Genomic DNA, 22,266 nt, shown 5'->3' with positions numbered 1-22,266 from the left:
CTGCGGGCAGACGGGCTTTTGTATAGTCCTGAGGGCAACCTATCCCTCGGGATAATTGTGTGAACGCGTACGCTGTCCTAGCCTGCCCGGGGCTGCGTAAACGCCCATGCCCGCGTGAGGACGCCATGATCCGAATAGGCAATGCCCAAGTGTCGCTGGAGCGGCGAGAAGTGTTTCTCGACGGCAAGCCGATCCTGTTGGGTGGCCGCGCATTCGAGGTGTTGGCCACGTTGATCAAGGCCAAGGGCCGGGTGGTCGGCAAGGACGAACTGTTCAGCCAGGTGTGGGCCGGCACGGTGGTCGAGGACAACAACCTGCAGGTGCAGGTGTCTTTGCTGCGCAAGGCCTTTGGCGACCGTGGGCTGATTCAGACCGTACCCCGCCGGGGCTACCGCCTTGCTGCCGAGATAAGCCTTGATGTCCCTTGCCAGGCACCGGGCCACTTGCCGCTGGGTGCCGGTGCCGACATGTTTGAACCCTTGGAAGACAGTGCGAACGTACCGGTGCTGGTGGTGGACGATGACCCCTCGGTGCGTACGGCACTGGGCCGCCTGCTGCGCTCGCAGGATATTCCGCATCATTTGTTCGCCAGTGCCGAGGCGTTGTTCGAAGCCCGTCTGGAAACCCCCTGCGCCTGCCTGCTGCTCGATATGCACCTGCCCGATACCACTGGCCTTGAGGTGCAGCACGCCCTCCGCCAGCTGGGGCTGCCTTGGCCGATCGTGTTCATGACCGGTTTCGGCACCATCCCGATGACGGTGCAGGCCATGCGTGCGGGGGCAGTGGAGTTCCTGACCAAGCCTTTTGATGAAGACCAGTTGCTGACGCTGCTGCAGGCCGTGCGCACCCGGGCTGTGGTCGATGGGCGCAAATGGCACCATGCGCGGCAGGTCGAGGCAAAGTACCAACGCCTGACCCAGCGTGAGCGCCAGGTGTTCTCGCTGGTGGTCGATGGCCTGTCGCACAAGCAGATCGCCAGGCAGATCGGCACCAGCGAAGTGACGACCAAGGTGCACAAGAAAAACATCATGAACAAGATGCAGTCCCGCTCGCTGGTGGAACTGGTGGCCATGCACAACGTCATTGGGGCGCGGGTAGAGGGCCTGGCCGGCGCATGAGCAGATGGGTGTGCATCGTCGACGACGATGCTTCGGTGCGCAAAAGCCTGGCCAACCTGCTGCGTTCGGCCGGATTCGAGAGCCTGGCGTTTGCTGCCGGGGATGTATTCCTGGGTTCGGAGCTGGCGCGGCAGGCGGGCTGTGTGCTGCTCGACCTGAAAATGCCCGGAATGAGCGGGTTGGCCGTGCAGCGCGAGCTGGCCCGGCAGCAGTGGCGGTTGCCAGTGATCTGCATGTCGGCGCATTGGGATGATGACGCGGTGCATGCGGCAATGAGCCTTGGTGCGCTGGCCTGCCTGGGCAAGCCCTTTTCTGAAGAGGTGCTGCTGAGGGTGGTTGAAGAGGCATTGGCTGGCAGGCAGTGATGTGCAGTTAGTACCGGCCTCTTTGCTGGCGTGCTCGCTAAGAGGCCGGTAGCGTTAACATCCATCTCAGCACACCTGCGCAATCAATCTGTTTGCTGCTGGGCAATGCTCGCCGGGTTGACCGATTAGCGAGCCTCTTGCCATGCCCCGCCTGAAAACCTTCCTCGCCCCCCAATCCCCAATCCTGACCGCCGCCGGCCTGCTGTTCATGCGGGTAATGGCCGCCTTGCTACTGCTGTTTATCCATGGGTTACCCAAGCTGCTGAACTGGAGCGGGGAATTGCAGCGTATCGAGGACCCATTCGGGTTGGGCGCACCGCTAACCTTGGGGCTGGCGGTTTTTGCCGAGGTGGTCTGCCCGCTGTTGCTGCTTTTGGGTATTGCCGCGCGCCTGGCTTGCCTGCCTGTGCTGGCAGTGCTGCTGGTGGCGCTGGTGGTGGTGCACCCGGACTGGACGCTGGAGCAGGGGCAATTTGCCTGGTTGCTGGTGGTGCTTTACGGCGGGTTGGCGTTGACTGGGCCTGGAGCGTATTCGGTTTCCGGGTATTTCTGGCGGGGCAAAGCAGCCCCGGTAATCTAACTGCTCCCCGGCCGGTACTGCAGGGCCTCGGCCAGATGAGCCCGGCCAATCGCTTCGCAACCCTCCAGGTCTGCCAATGTTCGTGCCACCTTCAACAAGCGGTGTGCCGCCCGCAGCGATAAGGTCAATCGCTCACAGGCACCCTCCAGCCAGGCCTGGTCTGCTGCCGTCAACTCACAGTGGCGGCGCAACCCCTCAAGGTTGAGAAACGCATTCGCGCACCCTTGGCGCCGGTGCTGCAGTTCTCGTGCTTCAGCCACCCTGACGGCCACATCGGCACTGGTCTCTCCGCAGGGCTGGTTGTTCAGCGTGGTGCTTTCGCGGGCCACGGTCAGGTGCAGGTCGATACGGTCCAGCAGCGGCCCGGACAGCTTGTTGCGATACCGTGCGATCTGCTCGGTGCTGCACCGGCAGCGGCCTGTGGGGTCGCCCAGGTAGCCGCAAGGGCAGGGGTTCATGGCAGCCACCAGCTGAAAGCGTGCCGGGAAGCGCACCTTGTCGCGGGCCCGGGCAATCACGATTTCGCCCGATTCCAGCGGCTCGCGCAGCACTTCCAGCACACGCCGTTCGAACTCTGGCAGCTCATCCAGAAACAGCACGCCATGGTGGGCCAGGGTGATTTCGCCCGGTTGCGGCCGGCTGCTGCCTCCGACCAGTGCCGGGCCGGAGGCGGAGTGATGAGGGTGGCGAAACGGCCGTTGTGGCCAGCTATTCAGCGGTGCATGCCCGCTGACCGACTGAATGGCCGCTACTTCCAGCGCCTCGTGCTCGTCCAGCGGCGGCAGCAGCCCGGGCAGGCGGCTGGCGAGCAAGGTCTTGCCGGTGCCCGGGGGGCCTGTGAACAACAGGTTATGTGCCCCGGCCGCTGCCAGTAGTAAAGCCCGTTTGGCTGCCAGTTGGCCCTGCACTTCGCTCAGGTCCGGGTAGGGGCGTTGATGCAGGATCAGGCCATTGGCAGCGTACGGTGGCAGCGGCACCTGGCCATTCAGGTGGGCGACCAGCTCCAGCAGGTGCCCCACTGCATACACCACCAGTCCACCCGCCAGGCTGGCTTCCTCGGCATTTTCCCGTGGTACCACCAGCGCCCGGCCTGCCTCTCGCGCCGCCAGTGCCGCAGGTAGCACGCCCTGCACCGGGCGCAGCTTGCCCGACAGCGCCAGTTCGCCCAGGCATTCGACCTCGGCGAGGGTGGCAACCGGCACCTGGCCGTCGGCAGCCAGGATGCCCAGGGCAATGGCCAGGTCGTAACGCCCGCCATCCTTGGGCAGGTCGGCAGGGGCGAGGTTCTGGGTAATGCGCCGCTGCGGGTAGTTCAGCCCGGAGTTGACGATGGCGCTGCGCACCCGGTCCTTGCTTTCCTTAACGGTGGTTTCCGGCAAACCGACCAGGGTGAGATGGGGCAGGCCATTGGCCAAGTGGGTTTCGACGCTGACTGCCGGTGCCTGCACACCCACCTGGGCGCGGCTATGGACGAGGGCTAGGGACATGGACGCTCCGTTGTCGCTGGAAAGGGCCGCTTCCTGCGGCTGGGCCAAGGATAGCCAGCGCCGTGCCTGGGCGGCGCAAGAAGTGTGCGTCATGGTTTTTCAGGGCAGGGACTTTCCCTGTATTTTCAGGCAGATTGGCAAGAATGGATCCAATTACCTTTGCGCAGGTGCCCGCGATGGCTTAGTGTTGTTGGGCAACTGCCGTTGCCATGGGATGGCACTGCGGCTTCTTTCAAATGGACTTGAGGTATTGCTCCGTGCAAACGCTCGCCCGCACGCGCCAGGTTATCCGCGAACTGGTGCAGGCCAATTCATTCATAGAGCTCACCCGCTTTTTCGACAGCCTCGAGGCGCAATGGCACCAAGCCCCGCCCGGCGAGTTTCCCGCCTACATGGCGGCCCTCGAGGGGCACATGCTGGTCGACCTGAGTAGCCAGGGCGACAGGGCGCTGAGCCAGGTGCTCAAAGCCTGGATCGATGCCTGCCCCAAGGCCTATCACCCGCAGGTGGTAATGGGCCTGCATTGTTTCCACCGCGCCTGTCAGGTGCAGGGCGGCGGCCAAAGCAACGCGGCGCGCGTGCTGGCCGTGGAGCAGATTTGTGAACGCGCGACGGCGCACTTGCTACGCGCCATGGACCGTTCTGCCCAGCCTGTGGCAGCGGCCATTGGTATGCTGCGCATCTGTGCGCAATTGCGCGAGCCCGGCTGGTTGGTCGAACTGTTCCAGGGGCAGCCCGCCCGCTACAGGCCCAGTACCCATACCGATGTGGAAGTGCAGGAGGCTGCGGCGCCACTGCTGGTGAAGCATGGGCTGCTGCCCCTGGCCGAATTGCCACTGGCATTGCCGGCATGCCTGAGCAGGCGGGTCGATCACGAGAACGAAGCCCCCCGCTATTACTGGCTGCGCCATGCGTTGGTTGCCCGCCCGGGTTGCTTCGAAGCGATCCAGGCCCTTGCCGAATACTTGCTGCCCCGTTGGGGCGCCAGCTTCGATGCGCTGGAGCTATTGGCCAATGGGCCGTTGTGCGAGGCGTGGGGCGAAGCGTTACGTAATGCGTTGCGCTGGATGGCCGTTGAAGACCGGCTGAAACTGCCCCATGGCGACCAGTTGCAGGCCGTCGCGGATTGGCAGGAGCTGTTTGATGCCTGGTTGCAACGCCCGCTAAGGCCCAGGGAGCGCGCTGTGGTGTTGGCTTGGCGAGCCGCGCTGCGCAGCAGTGCCTTGCAGGACCTTGTCGGTGGTATGCGCGACTTTACCGCGAGCTTTGCGTGCAACGCCGATCACGGCGCAATCCGCGCCATGGGCGTGCCGTTTCGCTGTCTGGTCGAGCTGATACTGCGCGATGGCATGGCAGATGAACAACAGCTGTTGCGCACCGCCATCGAGCGCCTGTGTGACGGTCGCTTGCATGCTGGCGCCAGTGCACTGCGCGCTGTCGGGCATCGCTTCGGTCTCTGGGGGATGCCGCGCTCGGCCGAGCAGGCAAGGGTATGGTCGCAGGTGGCAGTGAAACTCCAGCGCGCGGGCCAGGTATCGGGCCTCGAGGTGCTTGGCGCGGCGCGGCTGCTGTGGGCTGCCAACCGGCATGAGCTGGCCTGTTACCTGTATGAGCGCTGTGCCGAGCTGAACCTGCCGGGGGCTGCCCTGGGACTGTACGAACTGCACAGCGGCGGCCTGAGCAACACTCCGGCGCACTATCTGGATGACGAGGCGGCAGAGCACTGGCTGCTGCGTGCGGTGGAAACAGGCAGCCGGCAAGCCAAGTACAACCTGGCCTGCTTGCGCATGGAGGGTGATGAGGACCTCAACGAGCGCAGTGCCATGCTGGCCGTCAGGCGCCTGCTGGTCGACGCGCTGGGCAATGCACAAACCAATGCACGCGCGCGCTTGCACCTGGGGATTCTGTTGCGCCAGTTTGGCGAAACGCAGGAACGGGCCGAAGCGGTCGCCTACCTGTCGAGCCTGGTCGAGCACCCGGACCCGTGGATTGCCGGGCGTGCCAGCGCCGAACTGGGGCTGGCCTGGATGCAGGGGCGCGGCACCCGCAAGCAGAGCCGTTTTGCCGCCATCGAATGGGCCAACCGTGCGGCCGCTTTGCAGCCAGGGGATTCGGCCATCGAGGATATCCAGGCCGAGATACTCAATTCACACAACCGGGTGAAAACCTTGGTTACCCAGTGTGGTGCGGCCCTGTTTCGCGGCACCTTGCATGCCAGCGAGTTGCCGCCGAAACAGCTCTGCGCGAGCTAGCACAGGCTTGCTCGAATCCTTGTGGGAGCGGGCAAGCCCGCGAAGCAGGCGACGCGGTGGATGGCGCCGGCTGTGCCGGTGTTCGCGGGCATGCCCGCGCCCACAGGTTAATCTTCAAGCTCAGGGTTTGGCGCCAAGAATGATGTGCGAAGCCTTGATCAGCGCAGTGGCCTTCACGCCCGGTGCCAAACCCAGTTCCTGCACGGCTTCGCGGGTCACGATGGCATACACCTCGGTACCGCCGGCCAGTTTCAGCACCACCTCGGCATTCACCGCACCATCGCCAACCCGCACCACTTCACCTTCCAGGGCGTTACGGGCCGACAGCTTGTAGCCGCCAGCGTCGGTCAGTAGCACCACCCAAGGCGCCTTGACCAGCGCTACGGCGTCTTTGCCGACGTTGATGCTGAGGTTATGCAGGCTGGCCATGGTGACCACTGCCACCAGCTTTTCACCGCCACCCAGGGTCAGTTCGACTTCGGCATTGACCGCACCGGGCTGAACGTTGGTGACTTTGCCTTCGAAAACATTGCGTGCGCTGACTTTCATGGGGAAACGCTCCGTGTAACAACCCGCGCCCGAGGGATTCAGGCGCGCACATAAACCCAGGCAGTCAGGCCCGAGGCAAGGGTGACGGCGACACGCTTGTAGTCGGCGACTTCATAGCGGTCTGCCGCCGCCAGCTCTTCTTCGCTGATCTGGAAGACCATGCCGGCCACGCTGTCATCGGCCTGGCTGCTGGGGGAAACGATGGGGTGACGGGATTTGCCGCTGGCCGCCAGTACGGCCGGGTCGGTGATCTCGACCCAGTCCTGGCGGTAGCCCGGCATGCGGTCGGCCTGGCCGTTCAGCTCACGGCCGAAGTTGGCCAGTTGCACGGCCTTGTCCTGCAAGGTGCCGTAGGAAAACAGCAATACCGGGTAGGCGCTGGAGGGCTGCATTCACTCATCCTGTGGGGTCGGGTTCAGCCGTGCTTCCAGCTCGGCTACTTGTTTTTCCAGGGCCTCGAGGCGTGCGCGGGTGCGCGCCAGCACGACCATCTGGCTGTCGAATTCATCGCGGCTGACCAGGTCCAGCTTGCTGAAGGCACCTTGCATCAGCACCTTGAACTGGCTTTCCAGCTCTGCGCGGGGCTGGGCGGTATCGCCGCTGAACAGGCGCGCGGCCTGGTCGCTCAGGGCATCGAGAAGGGCTTTTGGCGCGAGCATGGGGCTGTCCACTGAAACTGAGAATGGCCGGCAGTGTAGCACGGGCCATTACGCGGCTTGAGGCCACACGCCTGCACGTTTTTCGCGCAACGCGCCCTGCCGGTGCGCACCGAAATTGTGCATGTTTTCCATGCTGGCGACTGGCCAATCCCGACTGATTTGCATAACCCACTGTTTTCCAGTGCTTTGCCGGAACTGGCAAGGTTTCTGCAAAGACCTGTACGAGCCATGCACTGATGCAGTTCCTTGTGACCAGGCAGTGCGCACGCGGAGCCGGATGCCGACGACGCGTTACAAAGCCAACCGCTGCGCTTAGACTTGAGACGGGTTTGTTTTCCTGGGGCAAGTCCACCAAATCGGGAGAGAGTTTCATGAAGCTAGTCACAGCCATCATCAAGCCGTTCAAGCTGGACGACGTGCGCGAGTCGCTGTCGGAAATCGGCGTGCAGGGCATCACCGTTACCGAAGTCAAAGGTTTCGGTCGCCAGAAGGGCCACACCGAGCTGTATCGCGGTGCTGAATATGTGGTCGATTTCCTGCCCAAGGTGAAGATCGATGTCGCCATCGATGACAAGGACCTTGATCGGGTAATCGAAGCCATCACCAAGGCAGCCAACACCGGCAAGATTGGTGACGGCAAGATTTTCGTGGTGAATCTGGAGCAGGCGATCCGTATCCGTACCGGCGAAACCGATACCGACGCGATCTAAGCAGCAACAAAGCCTCACCAAACCCAAAGCCCCAGGAGAAAACAACATGACTCTGCGTAAGATCGCAGGGCTAGGAGCCCTATTGTCCCTCGTAATGCCCGGGCTTGCCCTGGCAGAGGAAGCTGCCCCAGCGCTGAACTCCGGCGACACCGCCTGGATGCTGACCGCAACGGCGCTGGTGCTGTTCATGACCATTCCGGGCCTGGCCCTGTTCTATGGCGGTATGGTGCGTTCCAAGAACGTGCTGTCGGTGATGATGCAGTGTTTTGCAATCACCGGCCTGATGAGCATTCTCTGGGTCGTCTACGGCTACAGCATGGCCTTCGATACCACCGGTATGGAAAAGGGCGTGCTCAACTTCAACTCCTTCGTCGGCGGCTTCTCCAAGGCCTTCCTCAGTGGCGTCACGCCCGAGAACCTGACGTCGGCCACCGCGCTGTTCCCTGAGGCGGTGTTCATCACCTTCCAGATGACCTTCGCCATCATCACCCCGGCGCTGATCGTGGGTGCCTTCGCCGAGCGCATGAAGTTCTCCGCGATGCTGGTGTTCATGGGCATCTGGTTCACCTTGGTGTACGCGCCGATCGCGCACATGGTGTGGAGCGGTGACGGTGCACTGATGTGGGACTGGGGCGTACTGGACTTCGCGGGCGGCACCGTGGTGCACATCAACGCCGGTATCGCAGGCCTGGTCTGCTGCCTGGTGCTGGGCAAGCGCAAGGGCTACCCGACCACCCCGATGGCCCCGCACAACCTGGGCTACACCCTGATGGGCGCGGCCATGCTGTGGATCGGCTGGTTCGGCTTCAACGCAGGCTCCGCCGCTGCCGCCAACGGCACCGCCGGCATGGCCATGCTGGTCACCCAGATCGCCACTGCCGCTGCTGCACTGGGCTGGATGTTCGCCGAGTGGATCGGCCACGGTAAGCCAAGCGCCCTGGGCATTGCCTCGGGTGTGGTTGCCGGCCTGGTCGCCATCACCCCGGCTGCAGGCACCGTGGGCCCGATGGGCGCCCTGGTGATCGGCCTGGCTTCGGGTGTGATCTGCTACTTCTGCGCCACCACCCTCAAGCGCAAGCTGGGTTATGACGACTCGCTGGACGCCTTCGGCGTGCACGGTATCGGCGGCATCATCGGTGCCATTCTCACCGGCGTATTCGCAGCTCCGGCGCTGGGCGGCTTCGGCGCCGTCACCGACATCGGCATGCAGGTCTGGATCCAGGCCAAGGGCGTGATCTTCACCGTGGTCTACACCGCCATCGTCACCTACGTGATCCTCAAGGTGCTGGATGTGGTGATGGGCCTGCGGGTCAACGAAGAAGAAGAGTCGGTCGGTCTCGACCTGGCTCAACACAACGAACGCGGCTACAACCTGTAACTGCGACGCGGTAAAAACTTGCCCGGCTTGCCGGGCATTTTTTTGCCAGATTTTTAGCATTTCCCGCACGGCAAACGGTTTATCCATCACGTTCGCGACGTAGGTAGAAAACTTACAAGTCGTAGGGCATTTATGGTGCTTTGCTTTTTCCACGGGCGCGCTAGAATGCGCGCCGAAGGGTGTTTTACGAGTAGTCCACACACTTCTCCAGCCTTTGCTAGGCTTGCCAATAGCGTGTGGCCAGCAGGGGCTAATGGATTTGTCAGGTCCTGCCAGGAGCAGGGCCTGCTGGGTGCCGCCTCCCATCAGGAGCGCCGACCCAAGGGCAGTGGCCTAACCCACGGCCAGTTGAATTTTCACTGGTGGCTGCCGGTCTACGGCTGCACTGGTCTATAACTAACCTGCTTTTCGCAAGTCATGAGGTAGAACATGAGCGACGACGATCTGGAAAACGACGACCTCGAAGTAGGCGACGAAGACGAGGGTGATGAAGGCCTCGAAGCGGCAGCTGACGACGGCGCCGAAGACGCTGGCGATGACGACAGCAGCCCGGCACCCACTGCCAAGGGCAAATCCAAGGCGGCGGTCTCGGTAGACGAGATGCCGAGCATGGAAGCCAAGCAGAAAGAGCGTGATGCCCTGGCCAAGGCGATGGAAGAATTCCTTTCTCGCGGTGGCAAAGTGCAGGAAGTCGAGGCCAACGTGGTCGCCGACCCGCCCAAGAAGCCGGACAACAAGTACGGCAGCCGCCCTATCTGAGTGGCTGATCGCAAAAAAGCCCGCCGTCGCTGCGGGCTTTTTTGTGTCTGCGGGTTATGGGTTGCCTGTGCCGGCCTCTTCGCGGGCACGCCCGCTCCCACAGGGACGGCGCAGGACCTGAGGGCGTTGGTGAACCTGTGGGAGCGGGCGTGCCCGCGAATGGGCCGCGTAGCGGCCCCTGTCAGCGCCAGCGCGCAAGCACGTCGGGCAGCTGCGACAGGCGCTGGATCTCGGCATCCGGCGCCTGCTCGCCCGCCCAGGCCTTGCCCTGTGGGTTGAACCACACCGCTCGCAGCCCGGCGCGTTGGGCGCCGGCAATGTCATCGCCAGGGTGGTCGCCGATGTGCACAGCCGCGCTGGCGTCCACTTCGCCACGGCGAAGGGCTTCCAGGAACGGGGCCGGGTCTGGCTTGCCGATGCCAAGGTCCTCGGCGCACAGGGCAAAGCGGAAGTAGTCCGCCAGCCCCAGCCGGCTTACGTCGGCGTTGCCGTTGGTAACCACACCCAGGGTGTACTGATGGCGCAAGATCTCCAGCACCGGCTGCACCTCGGGGAAGATCTCCACCTGGTGGCGGGCATGCAGGAACACTTCAAAGCCTTCATTGGCCAGCTCCTGCGCATGTTTTTCGCTGTAGCCGACCTCTTCCAGGGCATGGAACAGCACCCGTCGGCGCAGGGCGCTGATGCGGTGCTTGAGGCCGGGCTCGGCCTGCACCAGGCGCTCGCGGATAGCAAACAGGTGCTCTACCGGCACACCGCCCAGGATCGGGGCGTTGGCTTCCAGCCAGTCGCGCAGCACGACTTCTGCACTGGCGATGACCGGCGCGGTGTCCCACAGGGTGTCGTCAAGGTCGAAGGTGATCAGCTTGATGCTCATGAGTCTGTGCCTTTGCTGCGTTTGGCCCGAGGGTGGGCGCTGTCGTACACCGCGGCCAAGTGCTGGAAGTCCAGGTGGGTGTAGATCTGGGTGGTGCTGATGTCGGCATGGCCGAGCAGCTCTTGCACCGCGCGCAGGTCCTGAGACGACTCCAGTATATGGCTGGCGAAGGAATGGCGAAGCATGTGAGGGTGCAGGTGCTGGCCCAGCTCGCGTTCGCCGGCTGCCTTCACCCTTCGCCGAACGTCCCGGGGGCTGATGCGGTTGCCGTTGCGGGTGATGAACACCGCGCGATCGCGCGGGTTACCGATGCCGCGCAGGCGATACCAGGCCTGCAACGCCTCGCGGGCCTTGCGGCCCACCGGCAGCACGCGTGCCTTGCCGCCTTTGCCCAACACCTGTACCAGGCCGGCGGCCAGGTCGAGGTGATCGAGGTCGAGGTTGGTCAGCTCGGACAGGCGCAGGCCCGACGAGTAGAGCAGTTCCAGGATGGCGTGGTCACGGCGGGCGAAGAAGTCGTCGTCGACGCCGCCATCGAGCAGCTGCTGGGCACGGTCGGTGTCCAGCACTTTGGGTAGCCGTCGCTCACCTTTGGGCGCGCTCAGGCCGGAAGCCGGATCGTGCTGGCACAGGCCTTCGCGGATGAGGTAGCGGTACAGGCCGCGTACTGCCGAAAGTAGCCGTGCCAGGCTGCGCGAAGACTGGCCGTGGTGGTGCAGGCGGGCGATCAGCTGGCGCAACGGCTGGATCTGCAGCGTTTGCCAGTCGGCAATGCCGTGCTCCTCGCAGTAGGCCATGACCTTGTTCAGGTCGCGACGGTAGCCCAGCAGGGTGTGCTCCGACACCTGGCGCTCGTTGCGCAGGTGTGCGCAATAAGCCTCCAGTTGGCGCTCCATCAGCGTACCGGGCGCAGGGTTTGGGTCACGCGTGGCACAACGCGGCCGAGCACCTCGGCAATGTAGCCGAGGAACAGGGTACCGACGCTGCTCTTGTAGTGTTGCGGGTCGCGGCTGCCGATTGCCAGCACCCCATGCAGCCCTTGGTACTCAAGGGTAGCGACGGCGCTGGAGCCCACTTCCCGGCGCTGTTCCTCACCGAACAGGAAGGCCAGCTCGTGCTCGCGCAGGTTGCCACTGACCGTCTTGCCGCCGCCCAGCAGGGCACCGATGGCCTGTTGCGCCTCGGTGTTGCTGACCCAGCGCCCGACCGGCGCGACGTTGTCGCCGAACAGGATCAGGCTGACGAAGGGCACCTGGAACTCCTGGCGCAGGCTGTCCTCGACGGCCATCACCACTTCTTCCAGGCTGCCGGCATCGAGCAGGTCCAGGATCAGCCGGCGGGTCTTGTCGAACAGCCGGTCGTTGTCGCGTGCCACGTCCATCAGTTGCGACAGGCGATGGCGCATCTCGATGTTGCGGTCACGCAGCAGCTTCAGTTGGCGCTCCACCAGCGAAACGCTGTCGCCACGCTGGTGCGGGATGCGCTGCTCGATCAGCAGCTCGTCGTGCTCGGCGAAGAAGGTGGGGTGGGCGCGCAGGTAGGCGACCACCGCTTCTGCATCGAGCTCGACGGACTGCGTGGGTACAACCTTGGGCTGATCGGTCATGGCGTTTACTCGCTTAGAGACGAACCTGTCCTTCGTAGACGCGTACGGCCGGGCCGGTCATCAGCACGGGCTTGCCGGGGCCGGCCCATTCGATGTGCAGGCGGCCGCCGGGCAGGTCGAGGGACACCGGGGAGTCCATCCAGCCTTGGCTGATTGCCGCCACGGCTGCGGCGCAGGCGCCGGTGCCGCAGGCCTGGGTTTCGCCCGCGCCGCGCTCCCACACGCGCAGGTTGGCGCGGTGGCGGTCGATGACCTGGATGAAGCCGGCATTCACCCGCTGCGGGAAGCGTGGGTGGTTTTCGATCTTCGGGCCCAGCTCATGCACGGGGGCAGTCTGCACATCGTCGACGCGCAGCACCGCATGCGGGTTACCCATGGACACGGCGGCAATCGAATGCAGCTGGCCATCGACTTCCAGTGGGTAGTTCAGCGCCTGCTCGTCAGCGATGAAGGGGATTTCGGCAGGGATGAAGCGCGGAGGGCCCATGTCGACACTCACCTGGCCGTCGTTCTGCACGTCCAGCACGATGATGCCGCTCTTGGTTTCCACCCGAATGCGCTTTTTCGCGGTCAGGCGCTTGTCCAGCACGAAGCGGGCGAAGCAACGGGCACCATTGCCGCACTGCTCGACCTCGGAGCCGTCGGCGTTGAAGATGCGGTAGCGGAAGTCCACTTCCGGGTTGTTCGGCGCCTCGACGATCAGCAACTGATCGAAGCCGATGCCGGTGTGGCGGTCACCCCATTGCTTGGCGTGCTTGGGCTGGATGTGCGCGTGCTGGCTGACCAGGTCGAGGACCATGAAGTCGTTGCCCAGCCCATGCATCTTGGTAAAACGCAGCAGCATGGGCTTACTCCGGCAGCAGGCTTTCGCCAGCGTACAGTTCGGCGATGGTCTCGCGGCGGCGTACTTCGAACGCCTGGTCGCCGTCGACCAGGATTTCAGCGCAACGGCCACGGGTGTTGTAGTTGGAGCTCATGACAAAACCATAGGCGCCCGCGGACTGTACGGCCAGCAGGTCACCTTCGGCCAGGTTCAGTACACGGTCCTTGCCCAGGAAGTCGCCGGTCTCGCAGATCGGGCCGACCAGGTCGTAGGCACGGCCTTCACCGGCGCGTGGCTTGACCGCGCTGACACCCATCCAGGCCTGGTACAGGGCCGGGCGGATCAGGTCGTTCATGGCCGCATCGATGATGGCGAAATCTTTGTGCTCGGTGTGCTTGAGGTATTCCACGCGGGTCAGCAGCACGCCAGCATTGGCCACGATGTAGCGGCCCGGCTCGAACACCAGGGCCAGGTCGCGCGTGCCTACGCGTTCGCGGATGGCCTTGATGTAGTCGGCCACCAGCGGCGGTTGTTCATCGCGGTAGCGCACGCCCACACCGCCGCCCAGGTCCAGGTGGCGCAGGTGGATGCCGCATTCGGCCAGGCGGTCGACCAGCACCAGCAGGCGGTCGAGGGCGTCGAGGAACGGCTCTACGGTGGTCAGCTGCGAGCCGATGTGGCAGTCGACACCGACCACTTCCAGGTTCGGCAACTGCGCGGCGCGCACGTAGATGGCCTCGGCGTCGGCAATGGCGATGCCGAACTTGTTTTCTTTAAGACCGGTGGAAATGTACGGGTGGGTACCGGCGTCGACGTCCGGGTTGACCCGCAGCGACACCGGGGCCACCTTGCCCATCTCGGCGGCCACCACTTGCAGGCGCTCCAGCTCGTCGGTGGATTCGACGTTGAAGCAGTGCACGCCCACTTCCAGGGCGCGGCGCATGTCTTCGCGGGTTTTGCCAACGCCGGAAAACACCACGCGATCAGCGCGCCCGCCAGCGGCCAGCACGCGCTCCAGCTCACCGCCGGAGACGATGTCGAAGCCTGCGCCCAGGCGCGCCAGTACGTTCAGCACGCCCAGGTTGGAGTTGGCCTTGACCGCGAAGCACACCAGGTGCTCGGCGCCTTGCAGGGCGTCGGTGTAGCTGCGGTACTGGGCCTCGATGTGGGCGCGCGAGTACACGTAGGTCGGGGTGCCGAACTGTTCGGCGATGGCCGACAGGGCCACCCCCTCCGCGAACAGCTCACCGTCGCGGTAGTTGAAAGCGTTCATCTGGTTTCCTTACTGCGCAGGCGACTGCTCGGGCTCGGACTGCAGCTCGGGCTGCTGTTCTTGTACCGGGGCCGGCTTGGCTTTTGGCTGGTGCTGATGTGCCTTGTGCGCTTTGCCGTTATCGCCGTCTTCAGGCAGATACAGTGGGCCCTTCTGGCCGCAGGCAGAAACGAGGCAGGCAACAGCGACCAGCGCCGCGAAGGAGGAAATCAGGCGCTTCATGGGTGAAATCCTTAGAAAAATGCAGTATTGCGCCCGAGTATACCGAGCGACCGGCGGCTTGCCTATGCAAGGGCTGGTCCGCCGGGCGGGCTATTCTTGGCGCCTTCAATGGCTAAACTTTGCATTCGGCGCCAAGCGCCCGTATCTTGCCCGGCTTGCCTGTAACGCAGCCAATTTCGAGGTTCCTGCAATGAGTTTGAGTGAAGCGCGTTTCCATGATCTGGTCGACGCGACCCAACAGGCCCTGGAAGACCTGTTCGACGAGAGCGGCCTGGACCTGGACATGGAGAACTCCGCCGGTGTCCTCACCGTCAAGTTCGAAGGCGGCGCCCAGCTGATCTTCAGCCGCCAGGAGCCACTGCGTCAGCTGTGGCTGGCCGACCGTTCCGGTGGCTTCCACTTCGACTACGACGAAGAGAGCAAGAAGTGGGTGTGCGAGAAGAGCGAAGAGCTGTTGGGCGAAATGCTCGAGCGCATTGTCTGGGAGCGGGCCGGCGAGAAGCTGGACTTCGACGAGATCTGACATGAGCAGTGCCCTGGCCCGGCCGCCCAAGCCGCTCTATAGCAACGTCAGCCCGGCGGTGCCATCGCCGTGCATCAGCGTATGCCGGCTGGATGAACAGCGGGTGTGCACCGGTTGCCACCGGCATGTCGAGCACATTCGCGAATGGCGCTCGGCCGATGATGAACGGCGCAGGCAGATCTGCCGCGAAGCCCAGGTCTTGCGCGAGCAGGCTAAGGCACACTGAACGCAGGGGCTTGAGTATTTACCCGGCTGTGGTAGTGTCGGGTTCTGCGTCGGTGACGCCAAAGCCTTCTCAAACCCCGCCCTTGGGCGGGGTTTTGCTTTATCTGCACATTGAAAACTGCCTGTTCAAAGGAGTCTGACTGGATCATGAGCACCAAACCTTCCCTCATCCTCACCCGATTGGACGTACAGCGTCTGGAGCGTCTGATCGACAGCCTCGACGAGAGTACGCCGGGTGTGCTCGCCCTGCAGGACGAGCTGGACCGCGCCGAGCAGGTGGTCGGTCACGAGGAAGTGCCGGCAGGCGTGGTGACCATGAATTCCCGCGTGCACTGCCGTGAGGAAGCCAGTGGCAAGGACTACCACCTGACCCTGGTGTACCCGAAGGATGCCGGGCCGGAAGGCAAGGTTTCGATCCTGGCGCCGATTGGCTGTGCGCTGCTGGGGCTGTCGGTGGGCGAGCAGATCGACTGGCCGGCACCGGGCGGCAAAACCCTCAAGCTGAAGCTACTGGAAGTGGAATACCAGCCGGAAGCGGCGGGCGATTTCGACCTGTAAGGGTCAAGGGGCCGCAAAGCGGCCCCGGCATTTCAGGCGCCTTCCGCCAACACCTGCTCCAACCCCTCATTCAACGCCTGCTCCAGCACCCGCTTGTAGCTCAGGTACACCTGCGTCGCCCCCAGCCGGTCATCCAGCAGCTCGGACAAATCCAGGTCGGTGATGTAGCACCGGTACCGCCCCGCGCCACGCCGCTGCCCGATGATCTGCCGGGCCACCACCGCATACAGTTGGTCACCATGCTCCAGCTCGGAAAACTCTTGCTGGTCGCAGTACAGCGTCACATGTGCCGTACCCGCCACACCGGCCTGGATGATGGCCTGCACCTCGTAGTAAGGCTGAGCGCTACCCTCGACCGGGGCCGGGCATGGCTCGATGCTGCGCGCCTTGCCTGGGCCGGCAGGCAACAGTTGTGCGTAGTGGATGTCCAGCGAGGCCGCGCGCTGGCTGTCCAGCGGCAAGCGGGCATCGCGGCGCATCACCACCGAACGCAGGAAGCGCTGTAGCGGTAGCAGCAGGTGCGCTTCGTCATGCAGGGGCAGGCGTTGCTGCCACAGGGCATTGTATTCATCCAGCACATACAGGTCGGCCCAGCCATCTTGCAGACGGTAGAACACCTGGATGCACGCCGGCCGGCCTTGTTCCAGCACCAGGCGCAGATCGTGGTCCAGCAGGGCGTTGGCATCCAGGTACAGCGGGCTGTAGGCACTGCGCTCTTCGCCCAGGTGGCCGAGCAGCGCATCGTGCCCGGCCAGGGTGGCCAGGCTGACATGCCCGGGTAACAGCTCCAGTACATGGGTGTGCTGGGCTACCTGAAGCAGATAGCGGTGGTTCAGGCCTTGGTCCAGCAATAGCTGCACGGTGTCGAATATTTCCTCCACGCGCTGGCCGATGGCCTGGGCGCGGCTCTGGCAGAAGCAACGCACCCGCACCCGTGGCCGGTGCCCGCGCAGCACCGGGCTGTTGAGGAAGTCGCGCAGGCAGCGTACCAGCGCGTGTTCGCCTTCGTAGCGCTGCACCAGCACTTCGTTCCAGCTGTTCAGGGTGACCTGGTCCAGGGTCAGCACCAGGTTCTCGCGCACGCCGGCATAGCTCAAGGCGTCGGTACGCTCGGTGGTCATCAGGATGTTCAGGTCGCGGTGATGGCGCAGCGGGTCGACGGCGACGTTGACCAGCAATAGCACCTCGTCGGCAACACTGGGTTGCAGCAGGCGCACTTCGCTGACGATCGGCAAGGGCAGAGGGATACTCTGCTGCAGGCAGCCCACCAGGTTGAACAGCTCGTACTCGGTGAGGTCGCTGATGCCCGGGTGCAGTGCCAGGCGCGTGCTGCTGTCGATCACGCCGTTGCGGTGTGCCCAGGCCAGCAGTTCAAGCAGCTCACGGCAGCGTTTGATCGGGCTGAAGTGTTCAACTTCATGGGTATTCAGGTTGCCGGTGTACAGCTCCCAGTGGTAGCTGCCGGGCTCCCTGCGGTTGGGTGCCTGGACCAGGGTCAGGGTGCCTTCGGCAAGGTCCGGGGCGATGCCGGGGTTGATCACTTCGACCTTGCCCGCACGGCGCTCGAAGGCTGCATACAAACGCCGGCCCAGCACGTTGAGGTCGCGCTGGTCGGCGCGGCTGCTTGCGTTCTGGGTGCGCGCAAACTCGCTGAGGAAGCGATAGCTATGGTTCAGCTCGGCCACCAGTTCGCGGCGTTCGGCTGCCACCTGCTGCACTTTCCATTGGCTGCGGCTGTCCAGCAGGGCCAACTGACGTTCGTCCCAGCCCCACTCGTCGGCCAGGCGCTGTAACAGGCGGCGCTGCCAGCCCTGATTGCGGCCTTGGTCGCTGAGTTTCTTGTTCACCTTCAGGTACAGGCTGCGCCGTACCAGTTCCAGGCGCGCAGGCTCGCCACGTTGCAGCAGGTAGCGTTCGATGCGGCGGTAGACCATCACATACGGGTCCAGCTCGTCGAGGTCGAGCTGGTTGGCGAATACGGCTTGCTTGTAATCCAGGCTCAGGCAGCGCACAGCGGGGTGTTCGCTGGCGTAGGTTTCGGTCAGCAGCAGCTTGAGCAGCGACTTGTAGGGTGAATCGATACCCTTGAACAACTGCCACAGGCCGGCGCCGACGAACTCCCCTGGCGGTATGTGCGCCAGGTTGCCGAGGTCGAGTGCGTCCTGGCTGCGGATGAAACGCTTGGTCAGCAGGGTCTGGGTGTAGGCGTGGTAGTTGTGTTCCTGGTAGACAGGTACCAGCCACCACAGCGGTGTGCGCCCGGCCAGCCAGAGGGTGGTGCGGTAGAACTCGTCCAGCAGCAGGTAGTGCTGGGTGGTGCCGCAGTCGTCGGAGCCTAGCTGGCCCTCGCGCTGGCCCCGGGCAAAGCCTTGCGTGTCGATCAGGAAGAAGTGCGCCTCGGCGCCCAGGCTTGCGGCCCAGTCCTCCAGCAATTGGCATTTGCGGCGCAGCTCTTCCAGCAACGGCTCAGGTAAACCGGGCGCGTGGCACACCCACAGGTCCATGTCGCTTTGCTCGGCCTGGGCCAGCGAGCCCAGGCTGCCCATCAGGAACAGGCCGTGGATCGGGCGTGGCGGGTTGCCATGGCGGGCCTTGTAGGTGAACGAGCGGGCCAGGCGCTGGGCCTCGACCACCAGGTCGGCGCCTGGCTCGTAGCCCGATACGCCGGCTGGAGTGCTGCCCGAGACGTAACCCGGCAACAGCGGGTGGTTCACATGGAACAGCAGCGGCAGCAGCGTCAGTACCTGTTGCTGGCGTGTCGACAGGCCTTCCATGGCCCGTTGCAGCCGCCCTTGGTTCAGCCGCAGGAAGCGCGCACGCAACGTCGCCAGGACCTTGCGGTCGATGCCTTCGTCCAGGTCTGGGCGGATTTCGTGAGGGTGGTTCATTGCGCACTCGGGCAGGCCAGTGGAGCTGTGGCGAGTTTAGCCTGAGTGGCGGGGTCGGATAAGCGGCAATTGAAATATTGGCGCCATTTTTACAGCGCATGCCGGGCGGCTGCAGTTTTCACCGGGCTTGAGGCATGATGGGGGCCTTGAATTCATGAAGAGTAGTCCGATGCGTGTATGGATCGATGCCGACGCCTGTCCCAAGGCGGCCAAGGATCTGATCGTCAAGTTCGCCCTCAAGCGCAAGTTCGAAGTGGTGATGGTGGCGGGCCAGGCCGTCGCCAAGCCGGCGTTCTCGATCGTGCGGTTGATCGTGGTGCCAAGCGGCATGGACGCAGCCGACGATTACCTGGTCGAGCACGCTGTGCCGGGCGAGTTGGTGATCTGCAGTGATGTGCCGTTGGCTGACCGCCTGGTGAAAAAGGGCGTGGCGGCGCTGGACCCGCGCGGGCGCGAATTCGACGAGCGCAACATGGGCGACCGCCTGGCGGCGCGCAACCTGTTTACCGAGCTGCGTGAGCAGGGCCAGGTGGGGGGAGGGCAGGCGGCCTATGGCGAGCGCGACAAGCAGGCGTTTGCCAATGCGTTGGACCGGATCATTGCCCGGTTGTCCAAATCCTGAGTTCAGTTCGCGGGACTAGTTGTTACGCGGACCTGTGGGAGCGGGTTTACCCGCGAACACCGGCGCAGCCGGTGCCATGCACCGCGTTGGATTCTTCGCGGGTAAACCCGCTCCCACAGGGACCGCGCCAGCTTCAGAAGCTTGTTGCAGTTACTCGTGCGTCAGCTCCAGCACCCGGTCCACCAGCTTGTAGATCCCGCCAGCCGCTTCGCTGATCGACTTGGCCTCCATGTACGCCGGTGTCGTCACCAGTTTGCGCTGGGTATCTTCGACAATATCGTGCACATCGCACTCTTCATGGGTGCCGCCCATTTTCGTCACGGCTGCCGCCGTGCCTGCGTCGGTACCGATGGTGCAGACCACGCCCGGCCCGTAGATTTTCGCCGCCAGTGCCGGCGAGATGCAGATCAGGCCCACCGGCTTGCAGGCGTCGGCGAAGGCTTCGGCCAGGGCCAGCACGTCCGGGTTGACGGTGCAGTTGGCGCCTTCCACGGCAAAGTTGGACAGGTTTTTCGCCGCACCAAAACCGCCAGGCACGATCAGCGCATCGAAGTCTTCGGCCTTGGCTTCGCGGATGTCCTTGACCTCGCCGCGGGCAATGCGCGCCGATTCCACCAGCACATTGCGTGATTCGGGCATTTCTTCGCCGGTCAGGTGGTTGATCACATGCATCTGCGCAATGTTCGGCGCGAAGCACTGCACCTGAGCGCCGCGCTGGTCGAGGCGCAGCAGGGTGATCACGCTTTCGTGGATCTCGGCGCCGTCATACACGCCACAGCCGGAAAGAATCACCGCTACTTTTTTTGTCATGTTCACTACTCCTGAGTCGAGGCGCTAAATGTCCTCTAGTTTGGCAGATGTCGCCATAGGGTTTCCTGCGGGCGCGGCCTAATCTTGTGGGATAACGCTTGAGACCGCGCCCATGGACCTGATACTGCTGGCCGTGCCGTTCTTCTTCGTGCTGATCGCCGTGGAACTGGTGGCCGACCGTGTGCGCGGCCAGCGCAACTTCACCCTGGCCGATTCGATCAACAGCCTGAGCACCGGCGCGCTGTCGACCAGCACCGGGTTGCTGACCAAGGGCGTGGGGTTGGTGACCTACGCCCTGGCCTTCGAGCACCTGGCACTGCTGCGCTTGCCGCCCGATGCCTGGTGGGTGTGGTTGCTGGCCTTCGTCCTGTACGACTTCTGCTACTACTGGCTGCATCGCCTGGGTCACGAACGCAATGTGTTGTGGGCGGCGCACTCGGTGCATCACCAGAGCGAGGAGTACAACCTGACCACCGCACTGCGTCAGACCAGTAGCGGGTTCATTTTCTCGTGGATCTTCTACCTGCCGCTGGCGCTGCTGGGGGTGCCACCGCTGGTGTTCGTCACTGTGGCCTCGCTCAACCTGCTGTACCAGTTCTGGGTACATACCCGGCACATTCCCAAGCTCGGTTGGCTCGAGTGGGTGCTGATCACGCCATCCAACCATCGCGTCCACCATGCGCAAAACCCTGCTTACTTGGATCGCAACTACGGCGGCGTGTTCATTCTCTGGGACCGTCTGTTCGGCACCTTCAAGGAGGAAGACCCGGCTGAGCCGGTGGTGTTCGGGGTGACCACGCCGCTGGCCAGCTGGAACCCGCTGTGGGCCAACCTGCAGTTCTATGCCCAGCTTTGGCATGACGCCAGGCGCACCACAAGCCTGTGGGACAAGCTGCGCATCTGGTTCATGCCCACCGGCTGGCGCCCGGCCGATGTGGCCGCACGCTACCCGCAGGCCAAGCAGGACCTGGCGTTGTTTCGCAAGTTCGAGATTGCCTTGGGCCGTGCGCAACAAGCCTACGTGGCGGCGCAGTTTGTGGTTTATGTGGCCTTGGGCAGCTACTTGATGGACGTGGCCGAGCGCGTGCCGGTCGCCGCGCTGGTGCTCGGCTGGTCGCTGATGGCGTTTGGTCTGTTCGTATTGGGAGCGTTGCTGGAAAACCGGCGCTGGGCTGCGCGCCTGGAACTGGCGCGGCTGCTGTTGAATGCGCCGGCATTGTACCTGGCCGGTGCTTTGGGCTTAACGGTGGTCGCGCCGCTGGCCTGGTTCCTGCTCGTGGCTTACAGCCTGCTCAGCCTCTGGGGCCTGGGCCTGGCCCGCCGCCTTGCGCTCCGCACGCAGGGTGCGGAAGCGCCGGCGCAGCCACAGCAGGCCACCCAGCGCCAGCAGGCCACCGAGCACCCATAGCTCGTAACGCTTCACGTTGCCCAGCAGGCCTTCGAGGATGGCGCCAAAGTGGTAGGCAGCGGCGCCCAAGGCTATTGCCCAGATGGCCGCTCCAATGCCGTTCAGCAGCAGGTAGCGGCGCGGCGGGTAGCCCGACAGGCCAATGGCCACCGGCATGACCGTGCGCAGGCCATAAACGAAGCGGAAACTCAGCACCCAGATATCGGGGTGGCGGCGGATGTGGTCCAGCGCCCGGTCACCCATGGCCTGCCAACGCGGCTTGCGCGCCAGGATCCTGCGCCCGTGGCGGCGGCCCATGAAATACCACAGCTGGTCGCCGGCGTAGCTGCCGAAGAAGGCCACCAGGCACACCAGGTTGATGTCCATGTAACCGCGGAACGCAAGGAATCCCGCAAGCACCAGGATGGTCTCGCCTTCGAAGAAGGTGCCTAGAAAAAGGGCGAAGTAGCCGAAATCCTGCAGGAATTGTTGAAGCATTTTCTGAGGTGCTGGCGAAATGAACGCGCAGCCTACCCCTTCGCGCGCGTTCGTGAAAGTGTCCAAATGTGTCTCGACATGAACAATCCCTACTCAG

The 22,266-nt window shown here is 63.9% G+C and carries 24 protein-coding genes and 1 pseudogene; 12 read left to right on the top strand and 13 right to left on the bottom strand.

Annotated features, from left to right (window positions below; all coding sequences use genetic code 11):
* The first annotated feature begins 125 nt into the window (after positions 1 to 125).
* The 3 genes from N436_RS20325 (at position 126) to N436_RS20315 (ending at position 2,063) form a co-directional block, all read left to right on the top strand.
* Entirely contained in the window at positions 126 to 1,118 is a 993-nt protein-coding gene (locus tag N436_RS20325; RefSeq protein WP_105947192.1) for a response regulator, read from the top strand.
* Positions 1,115 to 1,483 carry a response regulator transcription factor gene (locus N436_RS20320; RefSeq protein ID WP_177410282.1) on the top strand — a complete coding sequence of 123 codons (369 nt, stop codon included), beginning with the start codon at positions 1,115 to 1,117 and terminating at the stop codon, positions 1,481 to 1,483. The genes N436_RS20325 and N436_RS20320 overlap by 4 nt, the downstream gene beginning before the upstream one ends.
* A gap of 142 nt (positions 1,484 to 1,625) precedes the next feature.
* Positions 1,626 to 2,063 (top strand): DoxX family protein, encoded by a 438-nt coding sequence (locus N436_RS20315; RefSeq protein WP_105947194.1) that lies wholly within the window; start codon positions 1,626 to 1,628, stop codon positions 2,061 to 2,063.
* On the opposite strand, the gene N436_RS20310 is transcribed toward N436_RS20315, so the two are convergent.
* Positions 2,060 to 3,550, bottom strand: a complete 1,491-nt coding sequence (locus tag N436_RS20310) for a YifB family Mg chelatase-like AAA ATPase (RefSeq protein ID WP_105947195.1) — start codon at positions 3,548 to 3,550, stop codon at positions 2,060 to 2,062. The genes N436_RS20315 and N436_RS20310 overlap by 4 nt on opposite strands.
* 257 nt (positions 3,551 to 3,807) lie before the next feature.
* On the opposite strand from N436_RS20310, the gene N436_RS20305 reads away from it, so the two are divergent.
* Positions 3,808 to 5,802, top strand: a complete 1,995-nt coding sequence (locus N436_RS20305) for a DUF4034 domain-containing protein (RefSeq protein WP_105947196.1) — start codon at positions 3,808 to 3,810, stop codon at positions 5,800 to 5,802.
* 120 nt (positions 5,803 to 5,922) lie between these two features.
* Here N436_RS20305 and N436_RS20300 read toward each other — a convergent pair whose 3' ends face one another.
* The 3 genes from N436_RS20300 to N436_RS20290 are packed head-to-tail and all read right to left on the bottom strand — an operon-like array spanning position 5,923 to position 7,010.
* Complete coding sequence (locus tag N436_RS20300) at positions 5,923 to 6,351, bottom strand: molybdopterin-binding protein (RefSeq protein WP_105947197.1); 429 nt, start codon at positions 6,349 to 6,351, stop codon at positions 5,923 to 5,925.
* A gap of 38 nt (positions 6,352 to 6,389) precedes the next feature.
* Entirely contained in the window at positions 6,390 to 6,743 is a 354-nt protein-coding gene (locus N436_RS20295; protein WP_060498165.1) for a gamma-glutamylcyclotransferase family protein, read from the bottom strand.
* Positions 6,744 to 7,010 (bottom strand): accessory factor UbiK family protein, encoded by a 267-nt coding sequence (locus N436_RS20290; RefSeq protein ID WP_105947198.1) that lies wholly within the window; start codon positions 7,008 to 7,010, stop codon positions 6,744 to 6,746.
* Between the two features lie 371 nt (positions 7,011 to 7,381).
* Here N436_RS20290 and glnK point away from each other — a divergent pair, with 371 nt between their 5' ends.
* The 3 genes from glnK (at position 7,382) to sutA (ending at position 9,857) form a co-directional block, all read left to right on the top strand.
* Complete coding sequence (gene glnK, locus N436_RS20285) at positions 7,382 to 7,720, top strand: P-II family nitrogen regulator (protein ID WP_002555808.1); 339 nt, start codon at positions 7,382 to 7,384, stop codon at positions 7,718 to 7,720.
* Positions 7,721 to 7,766: 46 nt separating this feature from the next.
* Positions 7,767 to 9,098 carry an ammonium transporter gene (locus N436_RS20280; protein WP_019096449.1) on the top strand — a complete coding sequence of 444 codons (1,332 nt, stop codon included), beginning with the start codon at positions 7,767 to 7,769 and terminating at the stop codon, positions 9,096 to 9,098.
* Between the two features lie 429 nt (positions 9,099 to 9,527).
* Complete coding sequence (gene sutA, locus N436_RS20275; protein WP_105947199.1) at positions 9,528 to 9,857, top strand: transcriptional regulator SutA; 330 nt, start codon at positions 9,528 to 9,530, stop codon at positions 9,855 to 9,857.
* A 181-nt stretch (positions 9,858 to 10,038) separates the two neighbouring features.
* Here the strand turns inward: sutA and N436_RS20270 are convergent, their stop codons facing one another.
* From N436_RS20270 to N436_RS20245, 6 genes are read right to left on the bottom strand one after another with little or no spacing between them, the layout of a single operon-like run.
* On the bottom strand, positions 10,039 to 10,734 hold the full coding sequence (locus tag N436_RS20270; RefSeq protein WP_105947200.1) for an HAD family hydrolase: 696 nt from the start codon (positions 10,732 to 10,734) through the stop codon (positions 10,039 to 10,041).
* Positions 10,731 to 11,630, bottom strand: coding sequence for a tyrosine recombinase XerC (xerC, locus tag N436_RS20265; RefSeq protein WP_060498162.1), 900 nt, complete (start codon positions 11,628 to 11,630; stop codon positions 10,731 to 10,733). Before xerC ends, N436_RS20270 begins: the two co-directional genes overlap by 4 nt.
* Positions 11,630 to 12,340 carry a DUF484 family protein gene (locus tag N436_RS20260; RefSeq protein WP_016712636.1) on the bottom strand — a complete coding sequence of 237 codons (711 nt, stop codon included), beginning with the start codon at positions 12,338 to 12,340 and terminating at the stop codon, positions 11,630 to 11,632. The genes xerC and N436_RS20260 overlap by 1 nt, the downstream gene beginning before the upstream one ends.
* A 13-nt stretch (positions 12,341 to 12,353) precedes the next feature.
* The gene (dapF, locus tag N436_RS20255) at positions 12,354 to 13,184 is read right to left on the bottom strand and encodes a diaminopimelate epimerase (protein ID WP_105947202.1); all 831 of its coding nucleotides are present in this window, start codon (positions 13,182 to 13,184) and stop codon (positions 12,354 to 12,356) included.
* A gap of 4 nt (positions 13,185 to 13,188) precedes the next feature.
* Entirely contained in the window at positions 13,189 to 14,436 is a 1,248-nt protein-coding gene (gene lysA, locus N436_RS20250; protein ID WP_060498160.1) for a diaminopimelate decarboxylase, read from the bottom strand.
* Between the two features lie 9 nt (positions 14,437 to 14,445).
* Complete coding sequence (locus N436_RS20245; RefSeq protein WP_016712633.1) at positions 14,446 to 14,658, bottom strand: lipoprotein; 213 nt, start codon at positions 14,656 to 14,658, stop codon at positions 14,446 to 14,448.
* Between the two features lie 190 nt (positions 14,659 to 14,848).
* On the opposite strand from N436_RS20245, the gene cyaY reads away from it, so the two are divergent.
* The 3 genes from cyaY to rnk all read left to right on the top strand — a co-directional run bounded on the left by cyaY (position 14,849) and on the right by rnk (position 15,964).
* Positions 14,849 to 15,181: an iron donor protein CyaY gene (gene cyaY / locus N436_RS20235; protein ID WP_016712632.1), complete on the top strand. Its 333-nt coding sequence runs from the start codon at positions 14,849 to 14,851 to the stop codon at positions 15,179 to 15,181.
* A 1-nt stretch (position 15,182) separates the two neighbouring features.
* The gene (locus tag N436_RS20230) at positions 15,183 to 15,407 is read left to right on the top strand and encodes a DUF1289 domain-containing protein (protein WP_110741810.1); all 225 of its coding nucleotides are present in this window, start codon (positions 15,183 to 15,185) and stop codon (positions 15,405 to 15,407) included.
* A gap of 146 nt (positions 15,408 to 15,553) precedes the next feature.
* On the top strand, positions 15,554 to 15,964 hold the full coding sequence (gene rnk, locus N436_RS20225; protein WP_016712630.1) for a nucleoside diphosphate kinase regulator: 411 nt from the start codon (positions 15,554 to 15,556) through the stop codon (positions 15,962 to 15,964).
* A 32-nt stretch (positions 15,965 to 15,996) separates the two neighbouring features.
* Here the strand turns inward: rnk and N436_RS20220 are convergent, their stop codons facing one another.
* A complete protein-coding gene (locus N436_RS20220) occupies positions 15,997 to 18,852 on the bottom strand; it encodes a class I adenylate cyclase (RefSeq protein ID WP_110741809.1) in 2,856 nt (951 codons plus the stop codon).
* A 169-nt stretch (positions 18,853 to 19,021) separates the two neighbouring features.
* On the opposite strand from N436_RS20220, the gene N436_RS20215 reads away from it, so the two are divergent.
* The gene (locus tag N436_RS20215) at positions 19,022 to 19,474 is read left to right on the top strand and encodes a YaiI/YqxD family protein (protein ID WP_105947205.1); all 453 of its coding nucleotides are present in this window, start codon (positions 19,022 to 19,024) and stop codon (positions 19,472 to 19,474) included.
* A 150-nt stretch (positions 19,475 to 19,624) separates the two neighbouring features.
* On the opposite strand, the gene elbB is transcribed toward N436_RS20215, so the two are convergent.
* A complete protein-coding gene (elbB, locus tag N436_RS20205; protein ID WP_025752119.1) occupies positions 19,625 to 20,284 on the bottom strand; it encodes an isoprenoid biosynthesis glyoxalase ElbB in 660 nt (219 codons plus the stop codon).
* A gap of 112 nt (positions 20,285 to 20,396) precedes the next feature.
* On the opposite strand from elbB, the pseudogene N436_RS28800 reads away from it, so the two are divergent.
* Positions 20,397 to 21,023 (top strand): annotated as a pseudogene (locus tag N436_RS28800) (sterol desaturase family protein); the annotation flags it as partial.
* A 501-nt stretch (positions 21,024 to 21,524) separates the two neighbouring features.
* Here N436_RS28800 and N436_RS20195 read toward each other — a convergent pair.
* Positions 21,525 to 22,169 (bottom strand): DedA family protein, encoded by a 645-nt coding sequence (locus tag N436_RS20195; protein ID WP_177410892.1) that lies wholly within the window; start codon positions 22,167 to 22,169, stop codon positions 21,525 to 21,527.
* Between the last annotated feature and the right edge of the window lie 97 nt (positions 22,170 to 22,266).

Origin of the sequence: Pseudomonas sp. RV120224-01b (assembly GCF_003208145.1) — a bacterium.
GTDB classification, from domain to species: domain Bacteria; phylum Pseudomonadota; class Gammaproteobacteria; order Pseudomonadales; family Pseudomonadaceae; genus Aquipseudomonas; species Aquipseudomonas monteilii.
Note: the sequence above shows the minus strand (reverse complement) of the source record. Positions and strands in the feature narration are given on the sequence as shown.

Coding starts and splice junctions, on each gene's coding strand:
- N436_RS20215 (WP_105947205.1), top strand. CDS start 19,022: ATGCGTGTATGGATCGATGCCGACGCCTGTCCCAAGGCGGCCAAGGAT.
- dapF (WP_105947202.1), bottom strand. CDS start 13,184: ATGCTGCTGCGTTTTACCAAGATGCATGGGCTGGGCAACGACTTCATG.
- sutA (WP_105947199.1), top strand. CDS start 9,528: ATGAGCGACGACGATCTGGAAAACGACGACCTCGAAGTAGGCGACGAA.
- N436_RS20295 (WP_060498165.1), bottom strand. CDS start 6,743: ATGCAGCCCTCCAGCGCCTACCCGGTATTGCTGTTTTCCTACGGCACC.
- N436_RS20290 (WP_105947198.1), bottom strand. CDS start 7,010: ATGCTCGCGCCAAAAGCCCTTCTCGATGCCCTGAGCGACCAGGCCGCG.
- N436_RS20325 (WP_105947192.1), top strand. CDS start 126: ATGATCCGAATAGGCAATGCCCAAGTGTCGCTGGAGCGGCGAGAAGTG.
- N436_RS20270 (WP_105947200.1), bottom strand. CDS start 10,734: ATGAGCATCAAGCTGATCACCTTCGACCTTGACGACACCCTGTGGGAC.
- N436_RS20245 (WP_016712633.1), bottom strand. CDS start 14,658: ATGAAGCGCCTGATTTCCTCCTTCGCGGCGCTGGTCGCTGTTGCCTGC.
- N436_RS20320 (WP_177410282.1), top strand. CDS start 1,115: ATGAGCAGATGGGTGTGCATCGTCGACGACGATGCTTCGGTGCGCAAA.
- N436_RS20220 (WP_110741809.1), bottom strand. CDS start 18,852: ATGAACCACCCTCACGAAATCCGCCCAGACCTGGACGAAGGCATCGAC.
- N436_RS20260 (WP_016712636.1), bottom strand. CDS start 12,340: ATGACCGATCAGCCCAAGGTTGTACCCACGCAGTCCGTCGAGCTCGAT.
- N436_RS20195 (WP_177410892.1), bottom strand. CDS start 22,169: ATGCTTCAACAATTCCTGCAGGATTTCGGCTACTTCGCCCTTTTTCTA.
- N436_RS20280 (WP_019096449.1), top strand. CDS start 7,767: ATGACTCTGCGTAAGATCGCAGGGCTAGGAGCCCTATTGTCCCTCGTA.
- N436_RS20315 (WP_105947194.1), top strand. CDS start 1,626: ATGCCCCGCCTGAAAACCTTCCTCGCCCCCCAATCCCCAATCCTGACC.
- glnK (WP_002555808.1), top strand. CDS start 7,382: ATGAAGCTAGTCACAGCCATCATCAAGCCGTTCAAGCTGGACGACGTG.
- N436_RS20310 (WP_105947195.1), bottom strand. CDS start 3,550: ATGTCCCTAGCCCTCGTCCATAGCCGCGCCCAGGTGGGTGTGCAGGCA.
- N436_RS20230 (WP_110741810.1), top strand. CDS start 15,183: ATGAGCAGTGCCCTGGCCCGGCCGCCCAAGCCGCTCTATAGCAACGTC.
- N436_RS20300 (WP_105947197.1), bottom strand. CDS start 6,351: ATGAAAGTCAGCGCACGCAATGTTTTCGAAGGCAAAGTCACCAACGTT.
- elbB (WP_025752119.1), bottom strand. CDS start 20,284: ATGACAAAAAAAGTAGCGGTGATTCTTTCCGGCTGTGGCGTGTATGAC.
- cyaY (WP_016712632.1), top strand. CDS start 14,849: ATGAGTTTGAGTGAAGCGCGTTTCCATGATCTGGTCGACGCGACCCAA.
- rnk (WP_016712630.1), top strand. CDS start 15,554: ATGAGCACCAAACCTTCCCTCATCCTCACCCGATTGGACGTACAGCGT.
- lysA (WP_060498160.1), bottom strand. CDS start 14,436: ATGAACGCTTTCAACTACCGCGACGGTGAGCTGTTCGCGGAGGGGGTG.
- xerC (WP_060498162.1), bottom strand. CDS start 11,630: ATGGAGCGCCAACTGGAGGCTTATTGCGCACACCTGCGCAACGAGCGC.